25 protein-coding genes are annotated in these 22,328 nt (G+C 32.3%); 11 read left to right on the top strand and 14 right to left on the bottom strand.

What is annotated here, in order from left to right:
* Positions 1–6: 6 nt before the first annotated feature.
* The gene (locus K5790_RS03535) at positions 7–264 is read left to right on the top strand and encodes a hypothetical protein (protein ID WP_297592448.1); all 258 of its coding nucleotides are present in this window, start codon (positions 7–9) and stop codon (positions 262–264) included.
* A gap of 4 nt (positions 265–268) precedes the next feature.
* On the opposite strand, the gene K5790_RS03540 is transcribed toward K5790_RS03535, so the two are convergent.
* From K5790_RS03540 to K5790_RS03565, 6 genes are all read right to left on the bottom strand, one after another.
* On the bottom strand, positions 269–2,977 hold the full coding sequence (locus K5790_RS03540; protein WP_297592449.1) for a hypothetical protein: 2,709 nt from the start codon (positions 2,975–2,977) through the stop codon (positions 269–271).
* 64 nt (positions 2,978–3,041) lie between these two features.
* A complete protein-coding gene (locus K5790_RS03545; RefSeq protein ID WP_297592450.1) occupies positions 3,042–3,629 on the bottom strand; it encodes an archaellin/type IV pilin N-terminal domain-containing protein in 588 nt (195 codons plus the stop codon).
* Between the two features lie 100 nt (positions 3,630–3,729).
* Positions 3,730–5,490: a hypothetical protein gene (locus K5790_RS03550; RefSeq protein WP_297592451.1), complete on the bottom strand. Its 1,761-nt coding sequence runs from the start codon at positions 5,488–5,490 to the stop codon at positions 3,730–3,732.
* 20 nt (positions 5,491–5,510) lie between these two features.
* A complete protein-coding gene (locus K5790_RS03555) occupies positions 5,511–6,209 on the bottom strand; it encodes a hypothetical protein (RefSeq protein ID WP_297592452.1) in 699 nt (232 codons plus the stop codon).
* A 7-nt stretch (positions 6,210–6,216) separates the two neighbouring features.
* Positions 6,217–6,720, bottom strand: coding sequence for a hypothetical protein (locus tag K5790_RS03560; protein WP_297592453.1), 504 nt, complete (start codon positions 6,718–6,720; stop codon positions 6,217–6,219).
* Positions 6,720–7,877 (bottom strand): hypothetical protein, encoded by a 1,158-nt coding sequence (locus tag K5790_RS03565; RefSeq protein WP_297592454.1) that lies wholly within the window; start codon positions 7,875–7,877, stop codon positions 6,720–6,722. The genes K5790_RS03560 and K5790_RS03565 overlap by 1 nt, the downstream gene beginning before the upstream one ends.
* 241 nt (positions 7,878–8,118) lie before the next feature.
* Here K5790_RS03565 and K5790_RS03570 point away from each other — a divergent pair, with 241 nt between their 5' ends.
* The 4 genes from K5790_RS03570 (at position 8,119) to K5790_RS03585 (ending at position 12,673) form a co-directional block, all read left to right on the top strand.
* Positions 8,119–9,729 (top strand): type II/IV secretion system ATPase subunit, encoded by a 1,611-nt coding sequence (locus K5790_RS03570; protein ID WP_297592455.1) that lies wholly within the window; start codon positions 8,119–8,121, stop codon positions 9,727–9,729.
* Between the two features lie 8 nt (positions 9,730–9,737).
* A complete protein-coding gene (locus tag K5790_RS03575; RefSeq protein ID WP_297592456.1) occupies positions 9,738–10,652 on the top strand; it encodes a type II secretion system F family protein in 915 nt (304 codons plus the stop codon).
* A gap of 4 nt (positions 10,653–10,656) precedes the next feature.
* A complete protein-coding gene (locus K5790_RS03580) occupies positions 10,657–11,568 on the top strand; it encodes a type II secretion system F family protein (protein ID WP_297592457.1) in 912 nt (303 codons plus the stop codon).
* A gap of 253 nt (positions 11,569–11,821) precedes the next feature.
* Positions 11,822–12,673, top strand: a complete 852-nt coding sequence (locus tag K5790_RS03585; protein WP_297592458.1) for a TrmB family transcriptional regulator — start codon at positions 11,822–11,824, stop codon at positions 12,671–12,673.
* 198 nt (positions 12,674–12,871) lie between these two features.
* On the opposite strand, the gene K5790_RS03590 is transcribed toward K5790_RS03585, so the two are convergent.
* The 4 genes from K5790_RS03590 to K5790_RS03605 all read right to left on the bottom strand — a co-directional run bounded on the left by K5790_RS03590 (position 12,872) and on the right by K5790_RS03605 (position 15,989).
* Positions 12,872–13,825 carry a DMT family transporter gene (locus tag K5790_RS03590; RefSeq protein ID WP_297592459.1) on the bottom strand — a complete coding sequence of 318 codons (954 nt, stop codon included), beginning with the start codon at positions 13,823–13,825 and terminating at the stop codon, positions 12,872–12,874.
* Between the two features lie 172 nt (positions 13,826–13,997).
* A complete protein-coding gene (locus K5790_RS03595; RefSeq protein ID WP_297592460.1) occupies positions 13,998–14,573 on the bottom strand; it encodes a hypothetical protein in 576 nt (191 codons plus the stop codon).
* A 59-nt stretch (positions 14,574–14,632) separates the two neighbouring features.
* A complete protein-coding gene (locus K5790_RS03600) occupies positions 14,633–15,436 on the bottom strand; it encodes a hypothetical protein (RefSeq protein WP_297592461.1) in 804 nt (267 codons plus the stop codon).
* Positions 15,429–15,989, bottom strand: coding sequence for a hypothetical protein (locus tag K5790_RS03605; RefSeq protein ID WP_297592462.1), 561 nt, complete (start codon positions 15,987–15,989; stop codon positions 15,429–15,431). Before K5790_RS03605 ends, K5790_RS03600 begins: the two co-directional genes overlap by 8 nt.
* 301 nt (positions 15,990–16,290) lie before the next feature.
* Between K5790_RS03605 and K5790_RS03610 the strand changes: the two genes are divergently transcribed.
* Together K5790_RS03610 and K5790_RS03615 are read left to right on the top strand one after the other, a co-directional pair.
* On the top strand, positions 16,291–16,893 hold the full coding sequence (locus K5790_RS03610) for a transcriptional regulator (protein ID WP_297592464.1): 603 nt from the start codon (positions 16,291–16,293) through the stop codon (positions 16,891–16,893).
* A gap of 126 nt (positions 16,894–17,019) precedes the next feature.
* Entirely contained in the window at positions 17,020–17,868 is an 849-nt protein-coding gene (locus K5790_RS03615) for a TrmB family transcriptional regulator (RefSeq protein ID WP_297592466.1), read from the top strand.
* 97 nt (positions 17,869–17,965) lie between these two features.
* Here K5790_RS03615 and K5790_RS03620 read toward each other — a convergent pair whose 3' ends face one another.
* Entirely contained in the window at positions 17,966–18,367 is a 402-nt protein-coding gene (locus K5790_RS03620; RefSeq protein ID WP_297592468.1) for a DUF2203 domain-containing protein, read from the bottom strand.
* A 71-nt stretch (positions 18,368–18,438) separates the two neighbouring features.
* Between K5790_RS03620 and K5790_RS03625 the strand changes: the two genes are divergently transcribed.
* Both K5790_RS03625 and K5790_RS03630 read left to right on the top strand, forming a co-directional pair.
* Entirely contained in the window at positions 18,439–18,717 is a 279-nt protein-coding gene (locus tag K5790_RS03625) for a hypothetical protein (RefSeq protein WP_297592470.1), read from the top strand.
* A complete protein-coding gene (locus K5790_RS03630; protein WP_297592472.1) occupies positions 18,714–19,112 on the top strand; it encodes a pyridoxamine 5'-phosphate oxidase family protein in 399 nt (132 codons plus the stop codon). The genes K5790_RS03625 and K5790_RS03630 overlap by 4 nt, the downstream gene beginning before the upstream one ends.
* Here the strand turns inward: K5790_RS03630 and K5790_RS03635 are convergent.
* On the bottom strand, positions 19,109–19,474 hold the full coding sequence (locus K5790_RS03635; RefSeq protein WP_297592474.1) for a response regulator: 366 nt from the start codon (positions 19,472–19,474) through the stop codon (positions 19,109–19,111). The genes K5790_RS03630 and K5790_RS03635 overlap by 4 nt on opposite strands.
* A gap of 377 nt (positions 19,475–19,851) precedes the next feature.
* Here K5790_RS03635 and K5790_RS03640 point away from each other — a divergent pair, with 377 nt between their 5' ends.
* Entirely contained in the window at positions 19,852–20,151 is a 300-nt protein-coding gene (locus K5790_RS03640; protein ID WP_367182834.1) for a peptidylprolyl isomerase, read from the top strand.
* A 2-nt stretch (positions 20,152–20,153) separates the two neighbouring features.
* Here K5790_RS03640 and K5790_RS03645 read toward each other — a convergent pair whose 3' ends face one another.
* The gene (locus K5790_RS03645; protein WP_297592478.1) at positions 20,154–20,306 is read right to left on the bottom strand and encodes a hypothetical protein; all 153 of its coding nucleotides are present in this window, start codon (positions 20,304–20,306) and stop codon (positions 20,154–20,156) included.
* 109 nt (positions 20,307–20,415) lie between these two features.
* Here K5790_RS03645 and K5790_RS03650 point away from each other — a divergent pair, with 109 nt between their 5' ends.
* Entirely contained in the window at positions 20,416–20,685 is a 270-nt protein-coding gene (locus K5790_RS03650; protein ID WP_297592480.1) for a hypothetical protein, read from the top strand.
* Here the strand turns inward: K5790_RS03650 and K5790_RS03655 are convergent.
* Positions 20,678–22,186 carry a DEAD/DEAH box helicase gene (locus tag K5790_RS03655; RefSeq protein ID WP_297592482.1) on the bottom strand — a complete coding sequence of 503 codons (1,509 nt, stop codon included), beginning with the start codon at positions 22,184–22,186 and terminating at the stop codon, positions 20,678–20,680. The two genes, K5790_RS03650 and K5790_RS03655, sit on opposite strands and share 8 nt — an antisense overlap.
* Between the last annotated feature and the right edge of the window lie 142 nt (positions 22,187–22,328).

Here is a 22,328-nt window from a genome sequence, read left to right on the forward strand (position 1 = left end):
ATATTCATGAGTTTTGTTTTTGGACCATTTTTTATAACAAAATGTCTAGTATTATTTGTGATAATTGGCAAAATTGGGAAAAATGAGAAAAGTGTCAATTTTGAATTGGAGTTACATTGTGCAAATTGTAAAAAGAAAGTTCCAGGAGGCATGAAATGCTCAAAGAAGTTCTATGAGTCAAAATCATTTGAAAAGAAAATAATAGAATTTAAGAAAAATTATCTCTGCGGGGTTTGTAGAGATAAAAAAAGAACAAACAAGTAAAAAATCATAGTTCCTCTTCTTCTTCCCATTCTTCTTCCAAGTTTGTTTTTGATTTCTTTAAGAACATAAACACAATTACACCTACCATCAATATACCACCAATTATAATGTAGATTATCCAATCAGGTAATTCTAAATCAATTGCGGCAAAGGTTCGATCAGGAGCATCAACATTAACAGTAAAAGTATCTTTACCTTCTGCATAGCCTTCAGCAGTAGCAATAATTTCAAATGAGATGTTTGGACCTTTAAAGGCAGTTAAGCTAACAATAGCACTTCCATCAGAACTTGTTCTAACAACATTTGGAGATACCAACGCCTCTTCTTCGTTGGTGATTATTTGAATAGATGCACCTGAAATAGAATCGGCGTTTTCATCATCAACAAACAATCTAAATTCAACGGGCTGGTTTGCAGGAATTTCACTGTCCAATCCTCCAGTAAAAATATTCAATTGTGTTTGAGACGATGCAGTGTTAATAGGAATTGATGTTCCATTGACGCCTTTTGCACTAGCAAATATTACCGATGCACCAATAGCTCCAGTAGTTTTGATGGAGAATGTAGTATATGATGAACCAGATGGAATTACACCATCATCTATTATTTGAACAACATTATCTTGAGAGGAAGTTATCTTAGACTTTACATTAAACTTTGGAATTACAGGATTTCCTTGTAAATCAACTAATTGAATTACTCCAATGTTTTGATTATGATTTGCATTAATTTTTTCCATTGGCAGTAAAATTTTCATTTGGGAAGTTGGCTGAGTGATGAATTTTTTTGTTCCAACCAAATTTAAATCAGCATTTTCTCCAATAGGCTCAACAGTTAAGGTTATCTCTTCTCTATCATTTGAAATTTCAAAAGAATCACTTCTTAATTGAGTAAATGCAAATGTTGAGCCCTTGTCAATTTCAACTACTCCATTAGTAGGAGTCACTAAATATTTACTAGTCTCTTTCATAACTTTGGGTCTTTCTTCGGCGTCAAGAGCTACCAAGAACATATCAAAATATCCATCTCTATCAAAAATTATGTTATCCTGACCAGTGGGGGAAAATAATCGAGTTTCTCTTTGTTCTAATGTGTTAATAACTTGAGTAGTGAACGAACCAGTTCCAATACCATTTATTGACGCAGAGATTTTAACAAAGCCTGTTTTTTGACCTGTTGAAATTTGTGCAGTGCCATAAGAAGAAGAGCTTTGTATTTTACCACCATTGCTAATAGTAGCTAAATTATCATCACTAGAAATCACATTAATTTTTTGAACAAACCCATCACTGTATTGATTATCGTTTGAGTGTATTGGGTATAGATCACCTTCTGATAGACAGTCAATAGTATACAAAATCATATCATCAGGATCTAATTCAGTATTATGAGAAATTCCTTTGGAGCTATCATCACCAGACTTTTCTTCATCTGTAATGTCCAAACAATCAGGATGAATCTCTACTTTAGTTCCATCAGATCTAAAACCATCATCATCTTCATCTTCTTCAATCATGGATAACTGATATATGAAAAATGCTGTAGCATTACTAGGAATTTTATCTAAACCCAAGACATTCACAGTAGTGTCATAATTTTTTGCGTCAAAGTTATAATCAGTAAGTCGTTGATCATGATCTACTTCAATAGATTCTCCAACAGTTCTAAATGTATCAGTCGCAGTTCCATAGCCTTTAGAACTTACACCAATCAAAATATCATTGGCCAATAAATTTTGTAAACTATATTTTTGTTGTAGAAGATACCCAAATTCACCTTTTTTAATCGTGGGCTTTTGGGATTTACTGAATTTATCGAGATTTTCACCAATTGGGTATTGTTCACTTGAGAAAAAATCAAGAGGAATATCACGAGGAGTTTTTGTAGGATTGCCATCAGAATCAATTACACTAACAAATAGATCTAAAGTCCTATCGATTTCAGCAGGAATTAATTTGGGGAGTATGATTAATTTTAAACCAGTCGGTAATGTAGATGATATTTTGATACTTTTTGCAACATCAAGTCCTGCATCTTCATAAATTGCACGTAAGAAAGTATTTCCAACTTTTTCATGAGAATTTAAAATTCCCCATGCGTAATAGTTGCCTTTACTAATTATCAAGGATTCAGAATTTGATGATGCTAAAAGTTCATCATACTCTAATTTAATTTCAATATCTTCAGGGGCGCGAACGATAAAACCATCAGGAGTTTTTAAAAAAACTGTAAAGGGCATTACAGAGTTAACATGCATTTTATTTGTTGGAAGGTTTATCTCTAAAACTAGATTATCAGGCAAATAAGTTTCATCTGTTCCAACATTAATTTTTTGAAAGGTAATCTTACCATCAAGATTTGCAGTAATTGTGGTTGAACCCGATTTTTCGGTAGTAGTTATTGGAAATGAAGCAAACTCTGCATTTGCTTTTAAAATTATTTTATTTGGAACAGATACAATAGTTGGATCATCAGAACTAAGACTTATTGGAACATCATTTGATGATGTTATAGGAACACCATGTTTGCTAAGAACAAAAAGGTACCCAACATTATGTTCTCCAGCACCGCTTTCTAAATGAGATGGAGCAATAGCTAATTTGATAGAATAGTCAGAAAGTGCTTCCAAATTTTGTGCGGATGCCGAATTCAGATTTCCCCCAATTAAGATAATTAAAGCAAGAAAGAAGATTGTGGGGTTTTTTGTGTTCATTTTTTTCTCCATTTTTCATTTTTTACTCCGTTTTTTTTTTCATAAAAAGGAAAAAAGGGTGGAGTTATCCACTTTGTTGACCAGCAATTACAGTTCCCACAAAGACTGCACCATTGGCAGTTGTTAGTTTGAACTGTGTGTCTCTTCCAGATTTGATGTTTTCATCAAGTGTTAGAAGTACTGTTACTTGTTGACCAGGTTGGATTTCAGCAGCTGTGGATGTCAAAATAGTACCAGGTCCTCTTGTAAGAACTTGGTAATCACCAGCAGCAGGGACAGCAGAAGTGTAATTGTACACTGTACCACCTAATCTTACCTCACTTAGAGTAAGCTTACCTACACTGTTACTTTGGACATAAACTGCCAATTCTTCACCAACAACAAGGCCATTACCTGCAGTATTTCCTGCTGCAAATACAGTACCATCATGATTTAACAGAGTAGTACCATCTGATGCATCATAGCCGGTGAATTTGATTGATTCGATGTTTGGGGAACCGCTGATTTGAGCAGAACTAAAGAATCCTTGTGAGAACACAAAGACAATACTTCCACCAACTACTGCGATTGCTACTAAAAGAAGGGTTGCAATTACTGGAGCAACTGCTCTTCTTGATGTCAACTTGTTTTGTTTTGACTGTAGTTTTGTCATTTCTGAATTTCTTAGATCTAAAAAAGATGTTAAAGAGATTTGTGTTCAAAATGGACTACAAACAGAAAGATTGTACAAGTGTTTTTGATTATGAACAAAATTATCCATCAACTTGAAGAACTATTTCGTTTAATGGTCCAATTGAAAAGTTAGACGAAGTCATGCCTTGAGCTAAGACATACATGACATAAAGTCTGTCATCAGTGATGTTGGGCGCACGTGCACTAAATGTAATCCTATCATTTGTATTAGAAGCATCACCTAACGGACCACTTGTAATCCCAATTATTTGATGGGATTTATCTCCAAACTCTACAGGAACAGGAGTACCTACAAATCCTTCATCAGAAATCACAGTAACTTCAGTCCACTCTTTTGGAACATTGATGATTAAACGTGCTCCAGAATTAATTATGGTCGTATCATCATTGTCCATATCTGCAAAAATAATATCAAACGTTTGAACACTATTAGGCACTATTCCAGTTCTTGTTGAAAAAATATTATTGTCATCTCTAGGAGTAACGGTATCATCGGTGAGATATACATTAACCAGAGGGGAAGTAGTTCCTGACATTGTAGACTGGTAACCTGATTTTCCAAATGAACCCAAAGTAGTAAAAACAGAACCCTGAACTATTACGGATTCCAATGATGCACTACCAGAAGGTTTTCCAGGTTCAACTTGTGTAAGAAATGCCCTAGTAGAATTTGCTGGAATAATTACAGGAGTGGCACTTTGCCACATCAAAGCGTTTTCAGAAGGACATGACCAATTTGGATCTGCGCCCAACACAGGAGATATAGGGTTAAAATTACAATCGCCACCAGCTCGATCAAACAATTTATCATTATTTTGTGCACCTGGTGCAAAAGCTGTTATAATTAATTTACTTACTTCCATGTTCGCATTTACTGGGTTTACAACATTGATGCCCCATGTTGCTTGGGCTTCAGTAGATTTTCCTTGAGAAGAGGGAATTATAAAAAACAATTGAGGTCTTGCAAGTAAATCATCATTAACAATATCAGGATCAGCTCCACCACCTTCACCTGCTTTACGCAATAGACTTGAATCAGTTGCAATGTTACTAAACACATCATCTATACCAACAAGATCACCACGAGCTAGAGCTGAAAATATGATATCATCACCACTGATTCCGTTTACTTGATAATCCCATGAAAACATTACAGATTCACCTGGATTCAAATTTACTATTGAAGGAGTATGAGACGATGAGGACATAATACTTGCACTGCCACCAGGAACCTGCATTTCAGGTTCAACGTTTCGGATTAATTCATCACCAGTATTTGTAACAAGCATTGCAACTGTGACATTTTTACCAAGCACCACATCTGGAGGATCAGTTATCAACTCTGCTCGAAGTCCAGAAGAACCAGCAACTCCTAAAGCAAATTCAGTAGTTTTTATTGTTCCATATGAAGATACTACTTTGATATCATAAACATCAGGAATCATTTGAAGTGTCTGTGATGAAAGAACATTTGTATTAAATCCAGAAGGTACAAATGCATCATTGTAATTAATTTCAAATCTAGTTGCAGGTTGAGTAGGTAAAGTCTTATTGGTAATCCAAATACTAGAAATCTCAACAGGATTTTGTCCTTTGTTATCAACACTAACATTTAGAATATTATTTCCGTCTGTAGATACTAAAAGACCAAAATCTTCTTGTTGTTTTTTAATTTCAATATCAGACACCATCCTCTGAGTTGTTACAATATCAGTTTGGGCATCTAAAGCTAGACTCAAAACAGAAAATCCAGCTATCATCAACACTGTAAAAAATAAAGCACCAACAACAGAGGATATTCCACGTCTATTTTGAGGCATTAATGAGATGTTTTTAGAATTTATCTTGCATCACCACTTTCAATTAAATACTCTATAGGTTGGACATTCCCCGCATCTAAGAGAAGTCGAATTCCCTTGTTTAGCGGAATATCGGATTCCAAAGCACTAAGCTTGACCAGAATGTTTACAATTTGGCCATTTTGAATTTCTATAGATTCATTTTGAATAATAGGAGTTTTTCCAACAGGTAGAATTGAAAATTTTCCATCTGATGGATATTTGCCATTAACTAATGGAGCAGTAGCATCTAATTGAACACCAGATGTTGAAGAGTCCCATGTGTATACTACACCGTTTAAAGATACATCATCAAGAAATATAGAATCCAAACTATTGTTCTGAACTTGAAAGACAATAAATTCAGTTCCACCATTTAATGGAATGTTATTTGGAGTTCCACTACAACTAGAACCACATAATAAAGAATTGAATTGATTATCAATATTTGGCAAGGACAATAATGTAATTGAGTCTCTAGTATCATATGCTAAAAGAAATAGATTCAGAGAAGAAGAATCCAATGTTGAGATTGTTCCAAGATTTCCAGATACAAAGGCATCATTCATAAAATATGTGAGTGTACTTGCACCGGTTATAGTTACTGCCATCAACATCATTGTACTAATTACATCAGCAACTCCACGTCTTTTTCTTAATCGAGATTTTTTTTCAGAGATTTTGTTAATAGTTGAATTCATTTTTCACCTATGTATTAAATGGACTTGCAACAGTAGTAAAGAAATTTCCCCTTACAGTTGTTAATGATATTTTGTATTCTTTATCAATGTAATTCACATCATTCCAGGTAGTACCTAATGCAAGATTATCTAGAATTATTTGTTGGGAATCTTTAACTTGAATTATTTTATCAACATCAACCCAATTGGCAATAATTTCTTGATTATCTATTTTTACGATGGTTATAGTAGAGATAGTAGATTCAACAGTTCCCGTATTGAGCAGATTAATGATTATATCATCAGTATTTGGTTCAAATCGTACATGCTCAAATACAATGCCTTCTCTATGAATTTGATTTTTTGTAGGCTCATGAAATGAAAGATCATATGTAAATGCACTGATACTATCCATCCCATTAAATAAAATAACAGAACCTACAGAGCTAACAATTCCTAAAATTGCAACACTGCCAATAACTTGACTGACTGCACGTCTATTTTTAGGTGAGAAGGAAGAGACATTTCTCACTATTTACCACCATTTTTAGAATACCATTCCGAAACAAACATCTCAACGTGAGAAATAATTTTAGAGAAATCAGGTTCTGAAATTAGATGAATTTCATAATGCTTTGCAAGATTTTCTACACCATCATTTATTCCAGATACAGTAACTAGCAATGTATTTGTTGGTGCAATATCTAATTTTGGAACAAGAATTGAATTCATATCAGTTTGATCAATCCCTCCAGGTTGATTTTTGATAAATATCAAAATTGATTCATTCGTAGTTTTACTTTTACCATAAATTGGAATTTCATGCACGTTTCCACTTTTTCCCTTTATGAGAACATTAAGTTTTGCAGTAAAGTTGAACCCCTCTAGTAGTTTCAATAACTCATCTTTAATTTGATTTGTATCAGAATTAATTGAGATTTCAGAATTTTTAAGCTTGTAGCAATATGTAGTAACAAATTGCCCAGAATTAGTATCAAAATCATGTTCGTGTTTTCTGCAATGTAATTTAATTACAGCGTTATCAAATTTTTCAGAACAATCTTCACATTGATACCACATTGCGGGAACACGTATTTCTTTTTCAAAGTTTTTGATTGGTTTTTTGCAAGAAGGACAAAAAGATTCTTCCTGATTTGTAAAATCAAAATTTGAGCTCTCAGTAATGTAACCGCATTTTTTATGCTCAAAAAGATTTAATTTTTCTACACCCATAGAATGACATTTTGGACAATAAAGACGCATACTAGAAGAGAATGTATCAGAATGTATTGGACAAACAATTAGTTTTTCATAAATTTTTTTTTCTAAAATACCATCTGCAACTAAATTATCTAGATATTCAATATTATCTTGAACTTCTCCAATTTTTGATAGAATTGGATAAAATAATTTTCCTTCATTATAATCTACAAAAGGAATGATAGTTCTATCATTGAGTTTTTGAACCTCTTGAATTAATTGAACTGATTTAATAGTGGATGTAGGAGGTAAATCAATTTGAGACACTATTTTATGATCTTCTTCATGAAATTCTTCAAGAACAGTCTTTGATTTAGTCTCATTTGAGTTACTTTTGAATATAGACGATAGGTTGTCCAAACCTGTTAATTTAGAGCTAGATTTTTTCTCAATTTTTGGGATATGAGAGGTAAATTTTTTTCCGAACATCATAATTTCGCCTCATATAGTATGAACATATAATTTGCCATTGTAGTATTCTTATCCTCAAGTGAGGTAAAAGGAAAATGTTGTTCAAATGAACGAACATTTTTAATCTTAAATATGGAGATCTAGTCAATTTACAAATACATGCAATTACAATGTAGTATTTTTTAAAAATATAATTTGATGTTTTGTCCAAATGAACGAACAAGCGTTAAAACACAAATGATACGAACAAAATTGTAATTTGAGATTAAAGATTTTCAAGGACAAACTATCAGCATTGCAAAAATTTCCAACGGAGACTAAAAATATTCTAAAATCAGACAAAAAGGATTTTGAAAACACAAATGATTTAGAAATTGAGACTAAAATTCCACAATTTATGACGCTATCTAAATTAGATTGGGACAATAATGAGATTCATGCAGGCATAATTAAAGATCCTACTGCAAAAGGAGGATTAAGATATCAAGTAATTGAACCTGTCTTATCAGAGAGAGACCAAAAGGCATTTGAAATAATTAAAAAATTACTAATGACGGAATTAACCGTATCTCTTCAAGATATTAAATCAAAAGAAGATGCAGAGCGCAGATTAAAAAAGAAGATATCTTCAATGATTAAAAAATACAGATTAAAGATTCCTCCAAAAAATATTGCCAAAATTAACTATTTTGCAATTAGAGATTTTGTATATCTTGGAAAAATTGAGCCCTTGATGAGAGATCACATGATTGAAGAGATTAGTTGTGATGGCACAAACATTCCAATCTACATATGGCATAGAGAACACGAATCAATGCCAACGAACATCATCTTTGAAAAAGATGCAGAATTAAATAATTTTTCAAGAAAAATGGCATACATTTGTGGAAAACATGTCTCAATGGCAGATCCAATTGTGGATGCTTCATTACCAAATGGGAGTAGAATAAATCTAACATTAGGACATGAGATTACCAAGCGAGGAAGCACGTTTACAATAAGACGATTCAGGGCAGATCCAATTACAATAATTGATTTGATAAAATTTGGAACAGTTTCAGTTGATATTGCAGCATACATGTGGTATTTGGCTGAAAAAAGATCAACTATGCTAATTGCAGGTGGTACTGCAAGTGGAAAGACAACAGCACTAAACGCCTTAGCCTCATTTATCAGACCAGGACAAAAAGTAGTCAGCATAGAAGACACACAGGAGCTAAATTTGCCTCACGAGAATTGGATTCCAGCAGTTTCAAGACAGAATTTTACGGACACCCAGGTTGGTGAAATTAATCAATTTGATCTCCTAAGAGCAGCATTACGACAAAGACCAGACATTATCATTGTGGGTGAAACAAGAGGAAGGGAAGCATATACTCTATTCCAGGCTATGGCAACAGGTCACGGAGGATTTTCCTCAATTCACGCTGATTCGGTAGAGGCAACCCTAACAAGACTAACATCATCACCAATGGATGTACCAAAAGCACTCATCTCAAATAGTTTAGATTTGATAACATTGCAATTAAAAATTAGAGTAGGAGACAAATCAGCTAGAAGAATCATCCAGGTTTCAGAAATTGATGGATTAGATGAAAATACTGGACAAATTAAAACTCATGAGATTTTCAAATGGAATCCAAAAACAGATGCGCATGATTACATGGGAGATAGTGTAATTTTTAGAAAAATCAAAGAAAGAGATGGAGATTCAGAAGAGAAGATCAATTATGAATTAACCAAACGAAGATTGGCATTAGAATGGATGGTAAAAAATGACATTCGTGATCATAAAGAAGTAACTGCAAATATCATGGATTACTATGCAGACCCTGAGCGCTTCTATGAAAGAAAGAGGTTAGAAGTTTAATGATGAAAATGGGAAATAAGCAAAAAAAGAAACGACAAGAAGAATCAGTAGGACAATTACATGTTTTTAGCTACAAGTTACTCAATGATCATGTAAAATTTTTGCATCCTAAAATGTCATCATTAGAAAAAGCAATCAAACAAGCAATGATGCCAATACCTTTCGAAGTGTATGTTTCAAGCATGGTTTTCTTTAGTATGATTGCAGCTGTTTGTGGAGGAGTAATGGGGATTGTTGCATCACAGTTTATCAACATACAGCCTGCAAGTATTGGATATCTTCTTCCATTTTTAACGGGATTGATGATGTTTGGGATGTCCTTTGGAATACTGCAAATGATTCCAACCATAAGAGTAAAGAACAGAGCAGCCAAACTTGTAGAAGAGATTCCCCATTTTATTGGGTACATGTCAACATTGGCAACAAGTGGATTAACACTAGAAGGAATTTTTAAGGCAATTGCAAAAGAAGAGACAGATGAAGATATTGTAAAGGATGCTAGGTTTATTGTAAGAAATATCGATATTTTAGGCATGGATTTGATTACTGCAATTAAAGATTTGATTCATAGAACACCGAATGGCCCATATTCAGAATTACTTGATGGAGCCATTATAACAGCACAATCAGGAGGAGATCTCAAAGAATACTTTAACGCAACAGCAAAGGTCCAGCTTGAAGAAAAGAAAATGCTGATGCAAAAGACAACTGAATCTTTAGGCAGTGTAGCAGAGATTTACACAATTCTTCTAATAGTTTTCCCATTACTAGCGGTAATCATGTTATCAATTATGGGAATTATGAGTCCTAGTCTAGCAGGATTTGATTTGTTGACGCTGATGAATATCTTGACATTTGCAGTAATTCCATTAAGTGGAGTATTGATGTTAGTGATGATGGACACAATGGTGCCAAAGAGGTAATGAAATGTTAAAAATAGAGAAATCAAAAAGAAAATCAATAGATATAGAACCTAAACAATCTATTTTAAAAAATGAGATAGTAAAAACAGCATCATTTTCAATTATAGCATCAATCAGCGTTATTACTATGAGTTTTTATTTTTCGGAGTATTCGGATTCAACAACAATTAGAGATGTGGGTTTAATTTTTGGAATTTTGGTTGGAATTATTCCACTAACCATTCATCAGTTAAAAGAAGTACAAAGAAGAGACAGCATAGATAGAAACCTTCCAGTGTTCCTTCTAGCATTATTAAGCTCGGTTCAAAGTGGAGCTAATTTGATCAAAGCAATAGAACAAGCTGCAGACAGAAATCTAGGAGCATTAACTCCAGAATTAAAAAATCTCAGAGCAAACATTAGTTGGGGAACCCCAATCGAGGAGTCATTTGAGAATTTTGCTGAAAGAACAGGCACAAGGGTTGCAAGACGTGTTACAGTACTATTAGAAATGGCAATGAAAATAGGTGGAGATGTTACTGAAAACCTAGAAATGATTCAAAAACATGTATCTGAAATGCAAAATATTGAGAAGAGTAGAAAATCGGCTCTTCAACCATATACATATACAATTTACATCTCCTTTGGAGTCTTTTTGGCAGTAGCAGTTTTACTTACAACTAGTTTCTTCACAGAGATTGAAAAAGTACAGGATGGGTTATTGGCCTCAGGTAGTGGAACTGAAGGACTGTTTGGATCATTGGCAAGCATGGAAATTGAAAAATTAGAATCGGCACTCTTCAACATGGCAATAATTGAAGCTGTCTTTGGCGGTCTTGCAGCTGGAAAAATAGGTTCAGGATCATATGTTGCAGGTACAAAGCATGTAGTTGTAATGATAATCATCTCAGTAATTGCATTTAACGTGCCACTCTAGTAATCAATTTAGACATTTTTTGAAAGAAATTGTTCAAAGTAATATCATAATATTTGATTAACATGGTATTTTTGTTATAATCAGAATAACATGGTTGTTTGTTTTTTACCTAACATGCAGATCTTTTAGTTCTCAGTGATCAATAATTTTCAGAGTACAAACATGAAAGAAAATAATGAACTAAGAATTTGTACGAAACTACTAAATGGTATCAAACAAAATGACCCTAGGTTAAGGAGAATGAAAACGTAAAATGATGTCATATCAGGATCAAGTAAGTGGGATTGCAGCAGAGTTAGAAGAGATTTTAGATCTTGATGATTTAGAAGCTAAAGTATATCTTAATTTACTAAGAGCAGGTCCAATTACTGCAAGTGCACTTGCAAAAGAGTTAGACATTGACAGAGCAAGAATGTACAGAACAGTAGACAAGTTAGTTAGCAGAAACATAATATCAACTACATTATCTAGTCCAAAATTATGTATTGCATCTGATCCTCATGATGCACTAAAAATTGCATTAAGTAAAAAAGAAGATGAGGTAAACAAAATTAAAAAATCAGGTGAAGCAATTATCCATAAAATAAATAATGAAATTACTACCAATCAATCAAGCAATGTCCCAACATTCAGAATAGTCCAAGGACGACAAAACATCTATGCAGACATTGCACAAATTATTGAGAATGCGACAGATGTAATCTATATCGCAACCACATTAGATGATGTATCTCGAATGTATCATAGTACAATTCCTGAAAAAATCAGCATATGTGAGAAAAATGGTGGTAGGGTGAGATTACTTGTAGATATGAATGATCCAAAACTAGCACCATTTGTTAAGCGATTTAATGCTACTGAAACAAGGGTTGGTAATTTACCATCAAAAGGAAGGATGGTGGTACAAAAAAGTCAAAAAATGATAATGTCAGATTCGGCAGTTTCTGCTAAAAACTCAAATTCGGATTCAGACTTTTCATTGTGTACAAATTCAAGTGAAATGGTAGATAACATCTTTACATTATGCACATATTTGTGGGAATCCTCAAAACCATTAAAAACTATTGACGTCAAAAATTTTGTTAAAAAATCTAGAGTGGTATAATTCTCTATTCCAAATACAGTGAAGATAAATTAGCAAAAAATATTTTTTAAAAATTAATTTGTAATTGTAGAATCATCTAAGGAATCTTCATCCCATTTTTGTGCTAATCTAAGCAGGTATGTTTTTCTCAACAATGTAAAAATGAAAAATAGATTCAATAATTGCTGTATGTTATTCAAATAACAAGCTACTTTGATGCTAATCTCTAGCAAGTCTATCTCTGAGGATATATGTTCCTGCGATAACCATAGCAATTGCACCTATATTTGCAAAAGAGATTTCCTCTCCAAGTAAAATATTTGAGAACAATACACCAAATACAGTAGTGGTTGAAAATACCATAATTGTTCTAACGGCCCCAATATACCTCAATGCAATTAATACAAAAAACACAGGTATTCCAACACCAATCACACCTGTGATCAATATCACTGGAAGATGAGCAGGATCAAGCTCAAAAGGCATTCCCATTATTAGAATACCTGTCATCGCTACGGCAGCGCCTATAAATGAAGTATATTGTATGATTCGTTTTGAATCAAATTCATCACCCATTCTCTTGTACATAGTCATCACTATTCCCAGGAAAAGGCCAGACATCAAGATCATAATATCACCCACCACAAAATTTGTCATGAATCCATATTCAGAAATATCAGCTCCAACAGGAATTAAAATTGCACCAATTCCAATGAGTAAAAATGGTAATACTTCTTTACGCTTAATTCGCTCACCTAAAACAATCATCGCAATAATTATTCCAAATACAATTTCACTATTTCCCAAAATAGAGGCATTAACTGCAGTTGTATCTTTTAGTCCGTATAGGAAAAAAATTGTACTTAGAACTTCAACAACCCCAAGTACAGTCAACAGATAGAGTGGTTTTATTGGGAATTTTGAGAGCGGTTTTGATTTTGTGGTAAATGGAGTAAAGATTGCACCGTTTACAATGTAAATTATAAAAACAATCAATAGGGGATTGGCAGGAGACATTTGAGTATCTGCCATAAGTGGTTTTGGAATAACATCAGCTAATGCTTCCATAGCAGCTGCTGCCAAAGTAAACAAAACACCCAAAGCAATCTTTCCTTTGTGAGAAGCAAAAGATTGTCGATTAAACCCATAAAATGACTCATTAACAATTTTCATGAACTATTGCCAATTTTGGAAATAACATCATCATTATTATCATTATTTGTACTATTTTGAGCCTGGAATTCTAAAAGTTGGAAATAACAGGATTTTCAAGAAAATCAATGTGTGAAATAATTCTTGTCAGATATGAAAAGAAGAAATTAATTTTAAAAAATAAATTGATTTTCTATGCTACTTGAACCAGTAAGGTGGTTCCTTTTTGAGAAAAATCCACCTGCACTTTGGAAAATGTTGGCCTATACATTGGAACCTTCCTACCTTCAACAATTTTTTCTCCATCCTGTAAAAGTAATCCAGATTTAATCATCGAATTGATTTTTCTATATGCAGATGTCTGAGGCAAAGTACTATTTTGAATTGCATCAACACAAAGTAAAGGGTGAGTCCATAATTGCAATAGTTGGCGCAATTCACTATCCCCATAACCAGATAGTATTTTCTTTACAAGCAATTCATCTTGAATTTTTAATGAATCACCACTTTTAACAGATTTTATTTCATTAAATGGTGTTGCTTCAGAAATTACTTTAGATCTAATTTCTTCTAACAATTTATCAGAAGCAGGACCAAATTGTCTTTTTAGAACCTCGTGGAATTGATCAAAATCCATAATAGCATATTTCATACTTGTCTTCCATATTTTCTCCAAATCAGACTCTAACTTTGCATATACTTTTTTACCCAAAATTGATGTTAGAACATCAACACTAGCCTGATACACTAACTGATTATAGATTTCCACAAAAAATGTTACACAATGGCATATTTCAAAAGGTGTCTGTTATTTTTTGAAATAATAAGTCACAGTGAATAACGGTAATGCCTGTAAAGGCCATAAAATATCACCATCCAAGTGGTAAGATAAAGGGTATCAATAGTATCAAGCGGCTCATATCCTTCAAAGAGTTCAAGATGATAATACCAAATATCCCCCACTGCATTGATTAATAGACTAGCAAGAATCAACGCCCAAACCAATCCCTGTAAACTATTCTTAAAACTGATAATTCCCAGTGTTGCCAATCCAACTGTAAAAGCAGCAGAACTAACAAAAATCATTCCATATGCAAAATCAAAATTAAAAATATCACCTTCAAAAACATCGTAAGAAATTCCAGTATAGGCTAAAATCAGTCCAGCAGTAATTATGCTAATCAATGTTACTTTAGGCTTGGATAATGGGAATGCAAAAAATTTCAATGCGTAAACGATGAACCCAATTACAAATGGATAGAATAACCAGTAAAACAAATCGCCAATTGACGGATAAGGATCCTCACCTAATACTACATCATAATATAGATAAGTTACATCTCCAAGCATGAAAAATAATATTCCAACTGACAGGGCCATAAATGGCTTGAAATACATTGAATCTTTTCCACTCTTTGCAGCAATTGAAAAACCTAATGTCATGGCACCAATTGGACCTATAAAAAAGAATGAATCAGCTATATTGAAAATAGAAGTATCAAATTCCACATATAAGACATAAAATTCAAAGAGTATTGCAAGACCAGCAATTAATAGTAAAACACGATTATCAAAACCAAATTTAGATTGGATAGATTCTTCTTCTTTATCCAGAGGATTAGATTTATGCATGGTTTTCCTCCACAGATACAATTTCAAACGAAAAACCACTCTTGTTATATTGATCATTAATTATTCTATGACCAACATCATTGAGCACTGTATTCATCTGAGTTACAACAAGATATGGCCAGTTTTTACCTAAATCATGCTGAATTATAATTTTTTTAGATCCGTCTGATTCAATCATTCTAAATTGAATGTTCATGCTTTGTAGACGCTTTTTGAACAAATCTAAAATTGTTTCAAGAGATATATTTCCATAAAAATAGTTCAAGGAATTTTTAAAATCATTGGTTCCTGTAGATGAGGCAATCTGTTGAATTGATTCTATGGAGGAAGAGTCAAGTAGATCTTTGAATGTTGAACGAAATATAGTTATCCATCCCATTTCATTGCCTAGATCATTCCAGTTTACCTGTTTTTCCAGAATGTGATTAATTAGAGTATTAAGGCTAATTTTTTGTTCAATACATTTTTCATGCAATTTATTGCTTAACTCAGAATCAATTCTAATTGACACATTATCTGTTTTTTTTAGGATTCTATTTTCCTGTAATGTCAATTTGCAAGACCCCAATATTCATTGATTTGATTCATGTTACTGTACAAAATAGCGGATTTTTGTATAAAATAGAGTAGTATGTTAGATTACAACACGTACAACTTTGTACAGTTAAACACTTTGTAGTAATATAGATAGTAATAGAAATTTATGCCTAAAAATTAAAAAATATGCCCAAAAATACAGCATTATCTAAATTTGGATTTTTAATGTTTAAGAAAAAATCTTATTATAAAAAGAAATGTCAATATGAAAAATTAATCCATCCTTCTTATTTATCAATAATTTATCATACTTTCTATTGGAAAACAGTATAGATAATTTACTAGTATCTTCTCTTCGAAAACAAATTGAACAAAATCTAGGAACTGAAAAATTAGAAAAAATTCAGAAAAGATTGATTGAAAGACATGGAATGAACATGGTTCAGGCGGTAAAAGATTTTTACAAGATGGATAGTGTACTCAGAGAATTTTTTGGTGCAAATGCTGATGAGATTGAATTAAAATCACTAAAAAAAGTAATTAAATTAAAGAATACTAAAGATTGGATTTCAATTCAAGATAAAGAACTATCAAAAATATTTCTCAATACATTAGGAGATGAAGATAAAAAGAAGATAATAGGCACAGTATTAAAAAAACCACTAACGATAGCAAGTATTTTAAATGAATCAAATATTCCTCAAACTTCAGGATATAGAAAAATTAATTCAATGATAAAAGAAGGGATTTTAGTCAATAACGGTTATGATTTATCAAATGATGGCAAAAAAATTAAAAAATACGAAACAGTTTTTGAAAATATCAAGATGGACATAAATGATTCAGGCATGGTTGTAAAAATTCAATTTAAAAATTATTTATTATCAAATAGTACAATTTTTCAAATCATACAAATCTAAAGTATGATGATACTATCATGATAGTATCATATAGGCACAATACAAACATGATTTGTATTCATTTGTAATGATCTGTGTACAATTACACGATCAGTCTTTTAAAGAAAAAAACTACTATTTCCATTAATGGAAACAGCATCAAACACACTACAATTAGGCATGTATCCAGTTGATAGAAGCGATTATGAGGAAATTAAAGAATATCTCACAACTTTTGGACTCACTCCAAATCAGATCAAGGTATTTTTCTATTTAGGTAAGATCGGAGCAAAAACAGCCTCAGACATTGCAAAAGCAGTTTCCGTTCCAAGAAGTGAAACATATCATCTTCTAACTGCACTTCAAAACAAAGGAATAGTAGAAGCATCATTTGAGCATCCAATCAAATTCTCAGCATTGCCAATCAAAAAAGCGGTGAATGTTCTAATCACTACAGAAACTGAGCGTCTAAATAAACTAAAAAAATCGGGCCCACAATTAGAAAAAATTTGGCAAAAAATTCCAGGTGCAGAAACACCTATTGAAGATGATGAGGAAGAAAAATTCAAAGTACTTCAAGGAGGAAACCAAGTAAATAGTAAAATTTTTGACATGATACTAAATACAAAAACAGAATGCAGAATTTTAGGATCTGAAAAAGATTTCTTAAAATTCTATCATGCAAACTTTCTTGATGCATTAGATGAACGCCAAATTGATTTTAAATTATTAACACCAATTACCAAAAAATCAAAATATATTTTTGATGGTATTGATAAAACTAAAATTAAGAAATTATGCTCATCAGTAAAAGAAAATCTATGCTTTTTGATAAAAGACGATGACGAGGTATTATTTTTTATCAAAAATGAAGGAAATAACAAAGAGATGAGAGCAATATGGACAAACTCTGAAACAATAATTTACTCCAAATCATTATTGTTTAACAACATATGGAGTAAAACAGATTCTAGCGAGGTTGACTTTGATGAGTAGATGCAGTTGTGGTTATGCTACAAAATGTCAAGATGAATTTGCACATCACTTAGCAAATAGCTGGAAAGATTATAGAACAGATCATAGTGTGAATCAATTAAACTAAAGACTCATCACTAACTTCAATAGGTTTTCGGCCCATAAAACCTGAATCCTTTTCATGCCAAAATTTAATTTCAGTCTCACCATATTTCCAGCAGAGCCATACTTCCTCATCAAATCTCTTGGAAGGAAAATCCAGAAGGCCTTGGTCAATACTTTTTACAACAACTCCAGTATTTTCTAAAATTTCAACGGATTCATAAAATTTTGTTATTGCAGAATTTAGTTTCTGTTTTAAATTAACATATTCTTCAAATGAATTTGTAGAAGAAACAGTGATCTGTAATTGTTGTTCAATTTTTGCTATTTCGTTTTTTTTCCCTAATGCAGATTCAAATTTTTTAATAACATCTGGAAGAGCAGCATTTGCTTCATTGGTTGTAAAATAAGAGAACATGGGTTATATCAAAGGGTCTTGATTAAAAATCTTAGGCACAGATTTATTAAGAAATTCAAATTCAAAATATCATGAGTGATGATCAATTAGAGATGCTAATCGTTCAAACTATTAATGCTGCAGTATCAACCATTCCATCATATCTTGAAGAAATTAAAGAGAATAAAGAGACACTTAAAGTTGAAAATCCAAAAGAGTTTGTTTATGGAATTGTTATGGGGATGGCACTTGGGATGAGTGGAGCTATTATTAGTGCACAAAAAGAGATGCCAACTGCCGAGGATCAAATGAGAGTCAGAGATATTGTTTACAAGCACATTCCAGAAATACGAGAACGAATATTCAATTGAAAGAATTCACTAAAAAAGAAATCAGTTTTCTAGAATCTTTAGAAGAGGCAAGAATTGCGACAGCGCATGACAATATCCCACATGTAAAACCTGTCTCATATTTACAACATGAAAATTCAATCATTGTTGCAACAGATTACAACACTAGAACATTTGAGAACATAAAATTAAACCCTAGAACCGCCATCGTGGTGGATATTTACAAATCAGGAGAACATAAAGCAGTAAGTGTTCAAGGAATTACAGAAATTGTAGAAAATGGAACAGAGTTTAAAAAATTCTACACTATGTTTTATGAGAAATTTGAATGGGTCAGAAAAGAACCGTGGGGTGAAAATGAGGCACCATTTTTAAAGATAATTCCAAAGAATATCAAAAGTTGGGGATTAATTTAGAAAATAATCTCTTTTTCTACTTGAGCTAAAAGTGCTTGTACGGATATGGGTTTTTTGAGAATGGATCGAATTCCTAATTTTAATATCTCTTGTTCTTGAGTAGTAGTCATTTCTAAAGCACTAACAATTACAACTTTTGATAGTTCTGAAGGTCGTCTGTGTTTCAGATCTAAAAGAAAATCAACGCCACTGTATTTTGGCATGCACATATCTAACAAGATTAAATCATAATCTTTGTTAACAACTAATTCTAATCCTGCTCGTCCATCAGAGATGCTTTGGAATTCGTGATTTTTATTGGATAAAATATCTGCAAACACCATACTTATTTCTTGTATATCTTCTACGTGAAGAATTCGCATACAATTAAAAAAGACAAAGAATTGATAAAATCAAGTTTGCCCATTTGAACAAACTAGAATATTTATCATTTTGATAAAACCGACTTATTTGATTCATTATAATGAATTCTGCATTAAAAAATCAGTATATTTCCATATGAAAATGAAAATTTCTCGCAAAAACTAAAAATATTCCTTTAGTAAATATTGGCAAAATGGCCGAGGGGCAAGGTTGTAAAACATGTAATGGGGAACATGACGGAAATTTTTACAGATTTTGTAAATGTTCATGTCATGATAAAATTGCAAGGCAAATTGTAGGTTAATTTTTTTAACATTTTTTATTTTTTCAAAAGTCAAATGTTTCTTTGTACGAGTACAAAAAAACTAATAAAGATATGAAGAATTCAAAGATACAAATGAGCAATAAGATAAAATGTTCTCATATTCTTGTGGAAAAACAAAGTGAAGCACTTGCAATTTTGGAGAGAATTAAAAATGGAGAGAAATTTGGCAACCTTGCAAAGGAGTTATCAACAGACACAGGTAGTGGTAAAAAAGATGGAAATTTAGGGTATTTTACAAAAGGGATGATGGTAAAACCATTTGAAGAAGCTGCTTTCAAACTCCAGATAGGACAAATATCAGAGCCTGTCAAAAGTGAATTTGGATATCACATAATCAAAAGATTCGCCTAAAATCATTTTATCGATTTAGATTTTTTGACAAATTCAATATCTTCAGTAATTTTACTACTGATTTTTTTAAAATCAGTACTAATTTCTTTGTGAAGTTTTTTTTCTTTTTCCATCAAGTCTTTCATTTCCTTGGATTTGCTAATTTCAGTAGACATTCAAACATACTTTTCTCATAATATTTTAGAGGTTGCTTATCAATTTCCACATCTAAAAAAACCAAATAAAATACACAACATTTTATTCAGATTGACATAGGATGCATTTATGGTGCTCTCAGATGAGATAATAAATGAGATCCTGATTTATTTAGAAAAATCAATCAAGAATTTAGCTAAAGAGTCACTTGAGAATTTAGAAATTCAAGGAGGAAATGAGGAACTAGAGGAGTTTCTTCAAAGTCAATTTGATATAAGACTGGAGAATTTGCTTGTTTCAAAAAATAGCAGCATCCATCATTTAGAATCAGGAATGAAAAACAAAGTAATTCAGCAAAAAAAGAAAATCATCGATAGAATTTTAAAAAACACTAGATAAAAGCATCAAGCCCTCTTTTCTGTGAATAAGGTTCTTGATTTTTCTCCAAAAATTTTGACATTTTATCACCCATGGATTTTGCACTAGTCATCTTTCTTTTGCCAATCCAATAATATGTCTCATCTATGGTATTTTTTGCAATTAAAACCACAAGTTTTCCAGTATCTTTTCTTCCGGTTCTTCCGCGTCTTTGAATAAAACGAATCGAGCTTGGGACATTGTCATAAAAAATAACTTGATTAACTTCGGCAATATCCAACCCTTCTTCACCTACACGAGTTGCAATCAATACTTGAAATTGATTATCACGGAATTTTTGGACAGTTTCTATTTGCTTTTTTTGTTTTAGTCCTGCTTCTCCTGCTTTACCAATAAGTATCCCAGCAGAAATTCCAAGTTCAGTTAATTTATTGAATATCATATCAACAGAATCCCTATAACTTGTAAAGATCAATGCTTTTCCAGGAACAGATGCCAAGATTTCTTTTAGTTTGAGAATTTTTGAGTGTTCAATTCCTCTAGATTGTGCTTCTTTGGCAAGATGAATTGCGCGAGTAAAATTTGAATCAACCTCAAATAATTCTTTTACACCAGCCCCTTTTTTTTCACGTGCCCTCTCACAAAATTTTAGAAAGGGTGTAATTCCATGTGCTTCTAATATGTTCAAAGCATAATGAATTCGAATTGCAGTAAATAGAGGTTTTGCAGAACGTCTATTTTGATTTAAAACAAATTGTCTAATTCGCAGTAATGCCGATAGCGATTGCTGCTCAGCAAGACGGATTCCATTTTTTCGAAGTGTGTCATATCTATCATCTAATGCTAATTTTAATAATTTTTGAATTGCCTTAAGTTCAGATGGTAATTCTACCTTAATCCACTCAGTATTAGTTTCCTGTGTATATGGTTTTACATCAGGACTATCTTCTGTTCTTTCGGCAACACTTGATATTCTAAGTCTAGTTAAAATTTCAGTGGCTTTATCTTTTTCACTAGGCAAAGTAGCAGTCATTCCAATGAGTCTAGCTGAAGAATTTTCAAATCTCTCAGCAATTCCAGAATATGCATAATCACCTATAGTTCTGTGCACTTCATCAAAAATTACTAGACTAAATTGATCAGCAGAAACAATTTTTCTGTCCAAATCATTTTTTGTTATTTCAGGGGTTGCACAAATCACACTATTACCCCATAACTTTGATCGTTTTTGAATTGCATCTTCACCAGTAATTAATGCAATGTCATCAATTGTCAGATTATTTTTTAAAAATTCATAATGCTGATTAACTAGAACGCGTGTTGGTGCAACAAATAAAATCCCCCCAGTTCCTTTTGAGAGATATTCAGCAATTACCTGTAAAGCTATAGCAGTTTTTCCAAGACCAGTAGGCAATACAACAATACAGTTTTCTTGAATGGCTTGATTTGCAAGATTTACCTGATAATCTCGTTTTTCTATCGAGTTTTTTTGGATGTATTTTTTTTCAATGAATGGGATCAATTATGATTAAAAAGAAGAAATTATTGATTTTATGCTTTCGTATAGCAAAATACTATCCATTACTCAACTACACATGTCAAAAGTAGAAATTTATGCATATTTTTTCCAGATTTGGGAAATTCTAGTCATGGTTATATGTCAA

Source organism: Nitrosopumilus sp. (assembly GCF_025698945.1).
Lineage (GTDB): Archaea > Thermoproteota > Nitrososphaeria > Nitrososphaerales > Nitrosopumilaceae > Nitrosopumilus.

Excerpts from the sequence above, each read along its gene's own strand:
- K5790_RS03535 (WP_297592448.1), top strand. The coding sequence starts at position 7 with ATGAGTTTTGTTTTTGGACCATTTTTTATAACAAAATGTCTAGTATTA.
- K5790_RS03540 (WP_297592449.1), bottom strand. The coding sequence starts at position 2,977 with ATGAACACAAAAAACCCCACAATCTTCTTTCTTGCTTTAATTATCTTA.
- K5790_RS03545 (WP_297592450.1), bottom strand. The coding sequence starts at position 3,629 with ATGACAAAACTACAGTCAAAACAAAACAAGTTGACATCAAGAAGAGCA.
- K5790_RS03550 (WP_297592451.1), bottom strand. The coding sequence starts at position 5,490 with ATGCCTCAAAATAGACGTGGAATATCCTCTGTTGTTGGTGCTTTATTT.
- K5790_RS03555 (WP_297592452.1), bottom strand. The coding sequence starts at position 6,209 with ATGAATTCAACTATTAACAAAATCTCTGAAAAAAAATCTCGATTAAGA.
- K5790_RS03565 (WP_297592454.1), bottom strand. The coding sequence starts at position 7,877 with ATGTTCGGAAAAAAATTTACCTCTCATATCCCAAAAATTGAGAAAAAA.
- K5790_RS03575 (WP_297592456.1), top strand. The coding sequence starts at position 9,738 with ATGGGAAATAAGCAAAAAAAGAAACGACAAGAAGAATCAGTAGGACAA.
- K5790_RS03580 (WP_297592457.1), top strand. The coding sequence starts at position 10,657 with ATGTTAAAAATAGAGAAATCAAAAAGAAAATCAATAGATATAGAACCT.
- K5790_RS03585 (WP_297592458.1), top strand. The coding sequence starts at position 11,822 with ATGATGTCATATCAGGATCAAGTAAGTGGGATTGCAGCAGAGTTAGAA.
- K5790_RS03590 (WP_297592459.1), bottom strand. The coding sequence starts at position 13,825 with ATGAAAATTGTTAATGAGTCATTTTATGGGTTTAATCGACAATCTTTT.
- K5790_RS03600 (WP_297592461.1), bottom strand. The coding sequence starts at position 15,436 with ATGCATAAATCTAATCCTCTGGATAAAGAAGAAGAATCTATCCAATCT.
- K5790_RS03615 (WP_297592466.1), top strand. The coding sequence starts at position 17,020 with ATGGAAACAGCATCAAACACACTACAATTAGGCATGTATCCAGTTGAT.
- K5790_RS03620 (WP_297592468.1), bottom strand. The coding sequence starts at position 18,367 with ATGTTCTCTTATTTTACAACCAATGAAGCAAATGCTGCTCTTCCAGAT.
- K5790_RS03625 (WP_297592470.1), top strand. The coding sequence starts at position 18,439 with ATGAGTGATGATCAATTAGAGATGCTAATCGTTCAAACTATTAATGCT.
- K5790_RS03635 (WP_297592474.1), bottom strand. The coding sequence starts at position 19,474 with ATGCGAATTCTTCACGTAGAAGATATACAAGAAATAAGTATGGTGTTT.
- K5790_RS03640 (WP_367182834.1), top strand. The coding sequence starts at position 19,852 with ATGAAGAATTCAAAGATACAAATGAGCAATAAGATAAAATGTTCTCAT.
- K5790_RS03645 (WP_297592478.1), bottom strand. The coding sequence starts at position 20,306 with ATGTCTACTGAAATTAGCAAATCCAAGGAAATGAAAGACTTGATGGAA.
- K5790_RS03650 (WP_297592480.1), top strand. The coding sequence starts at position 20,416 with ATGGTGCTCTCAGATGAGATAATAAATGAGATCCTGATTTATTTAGAA.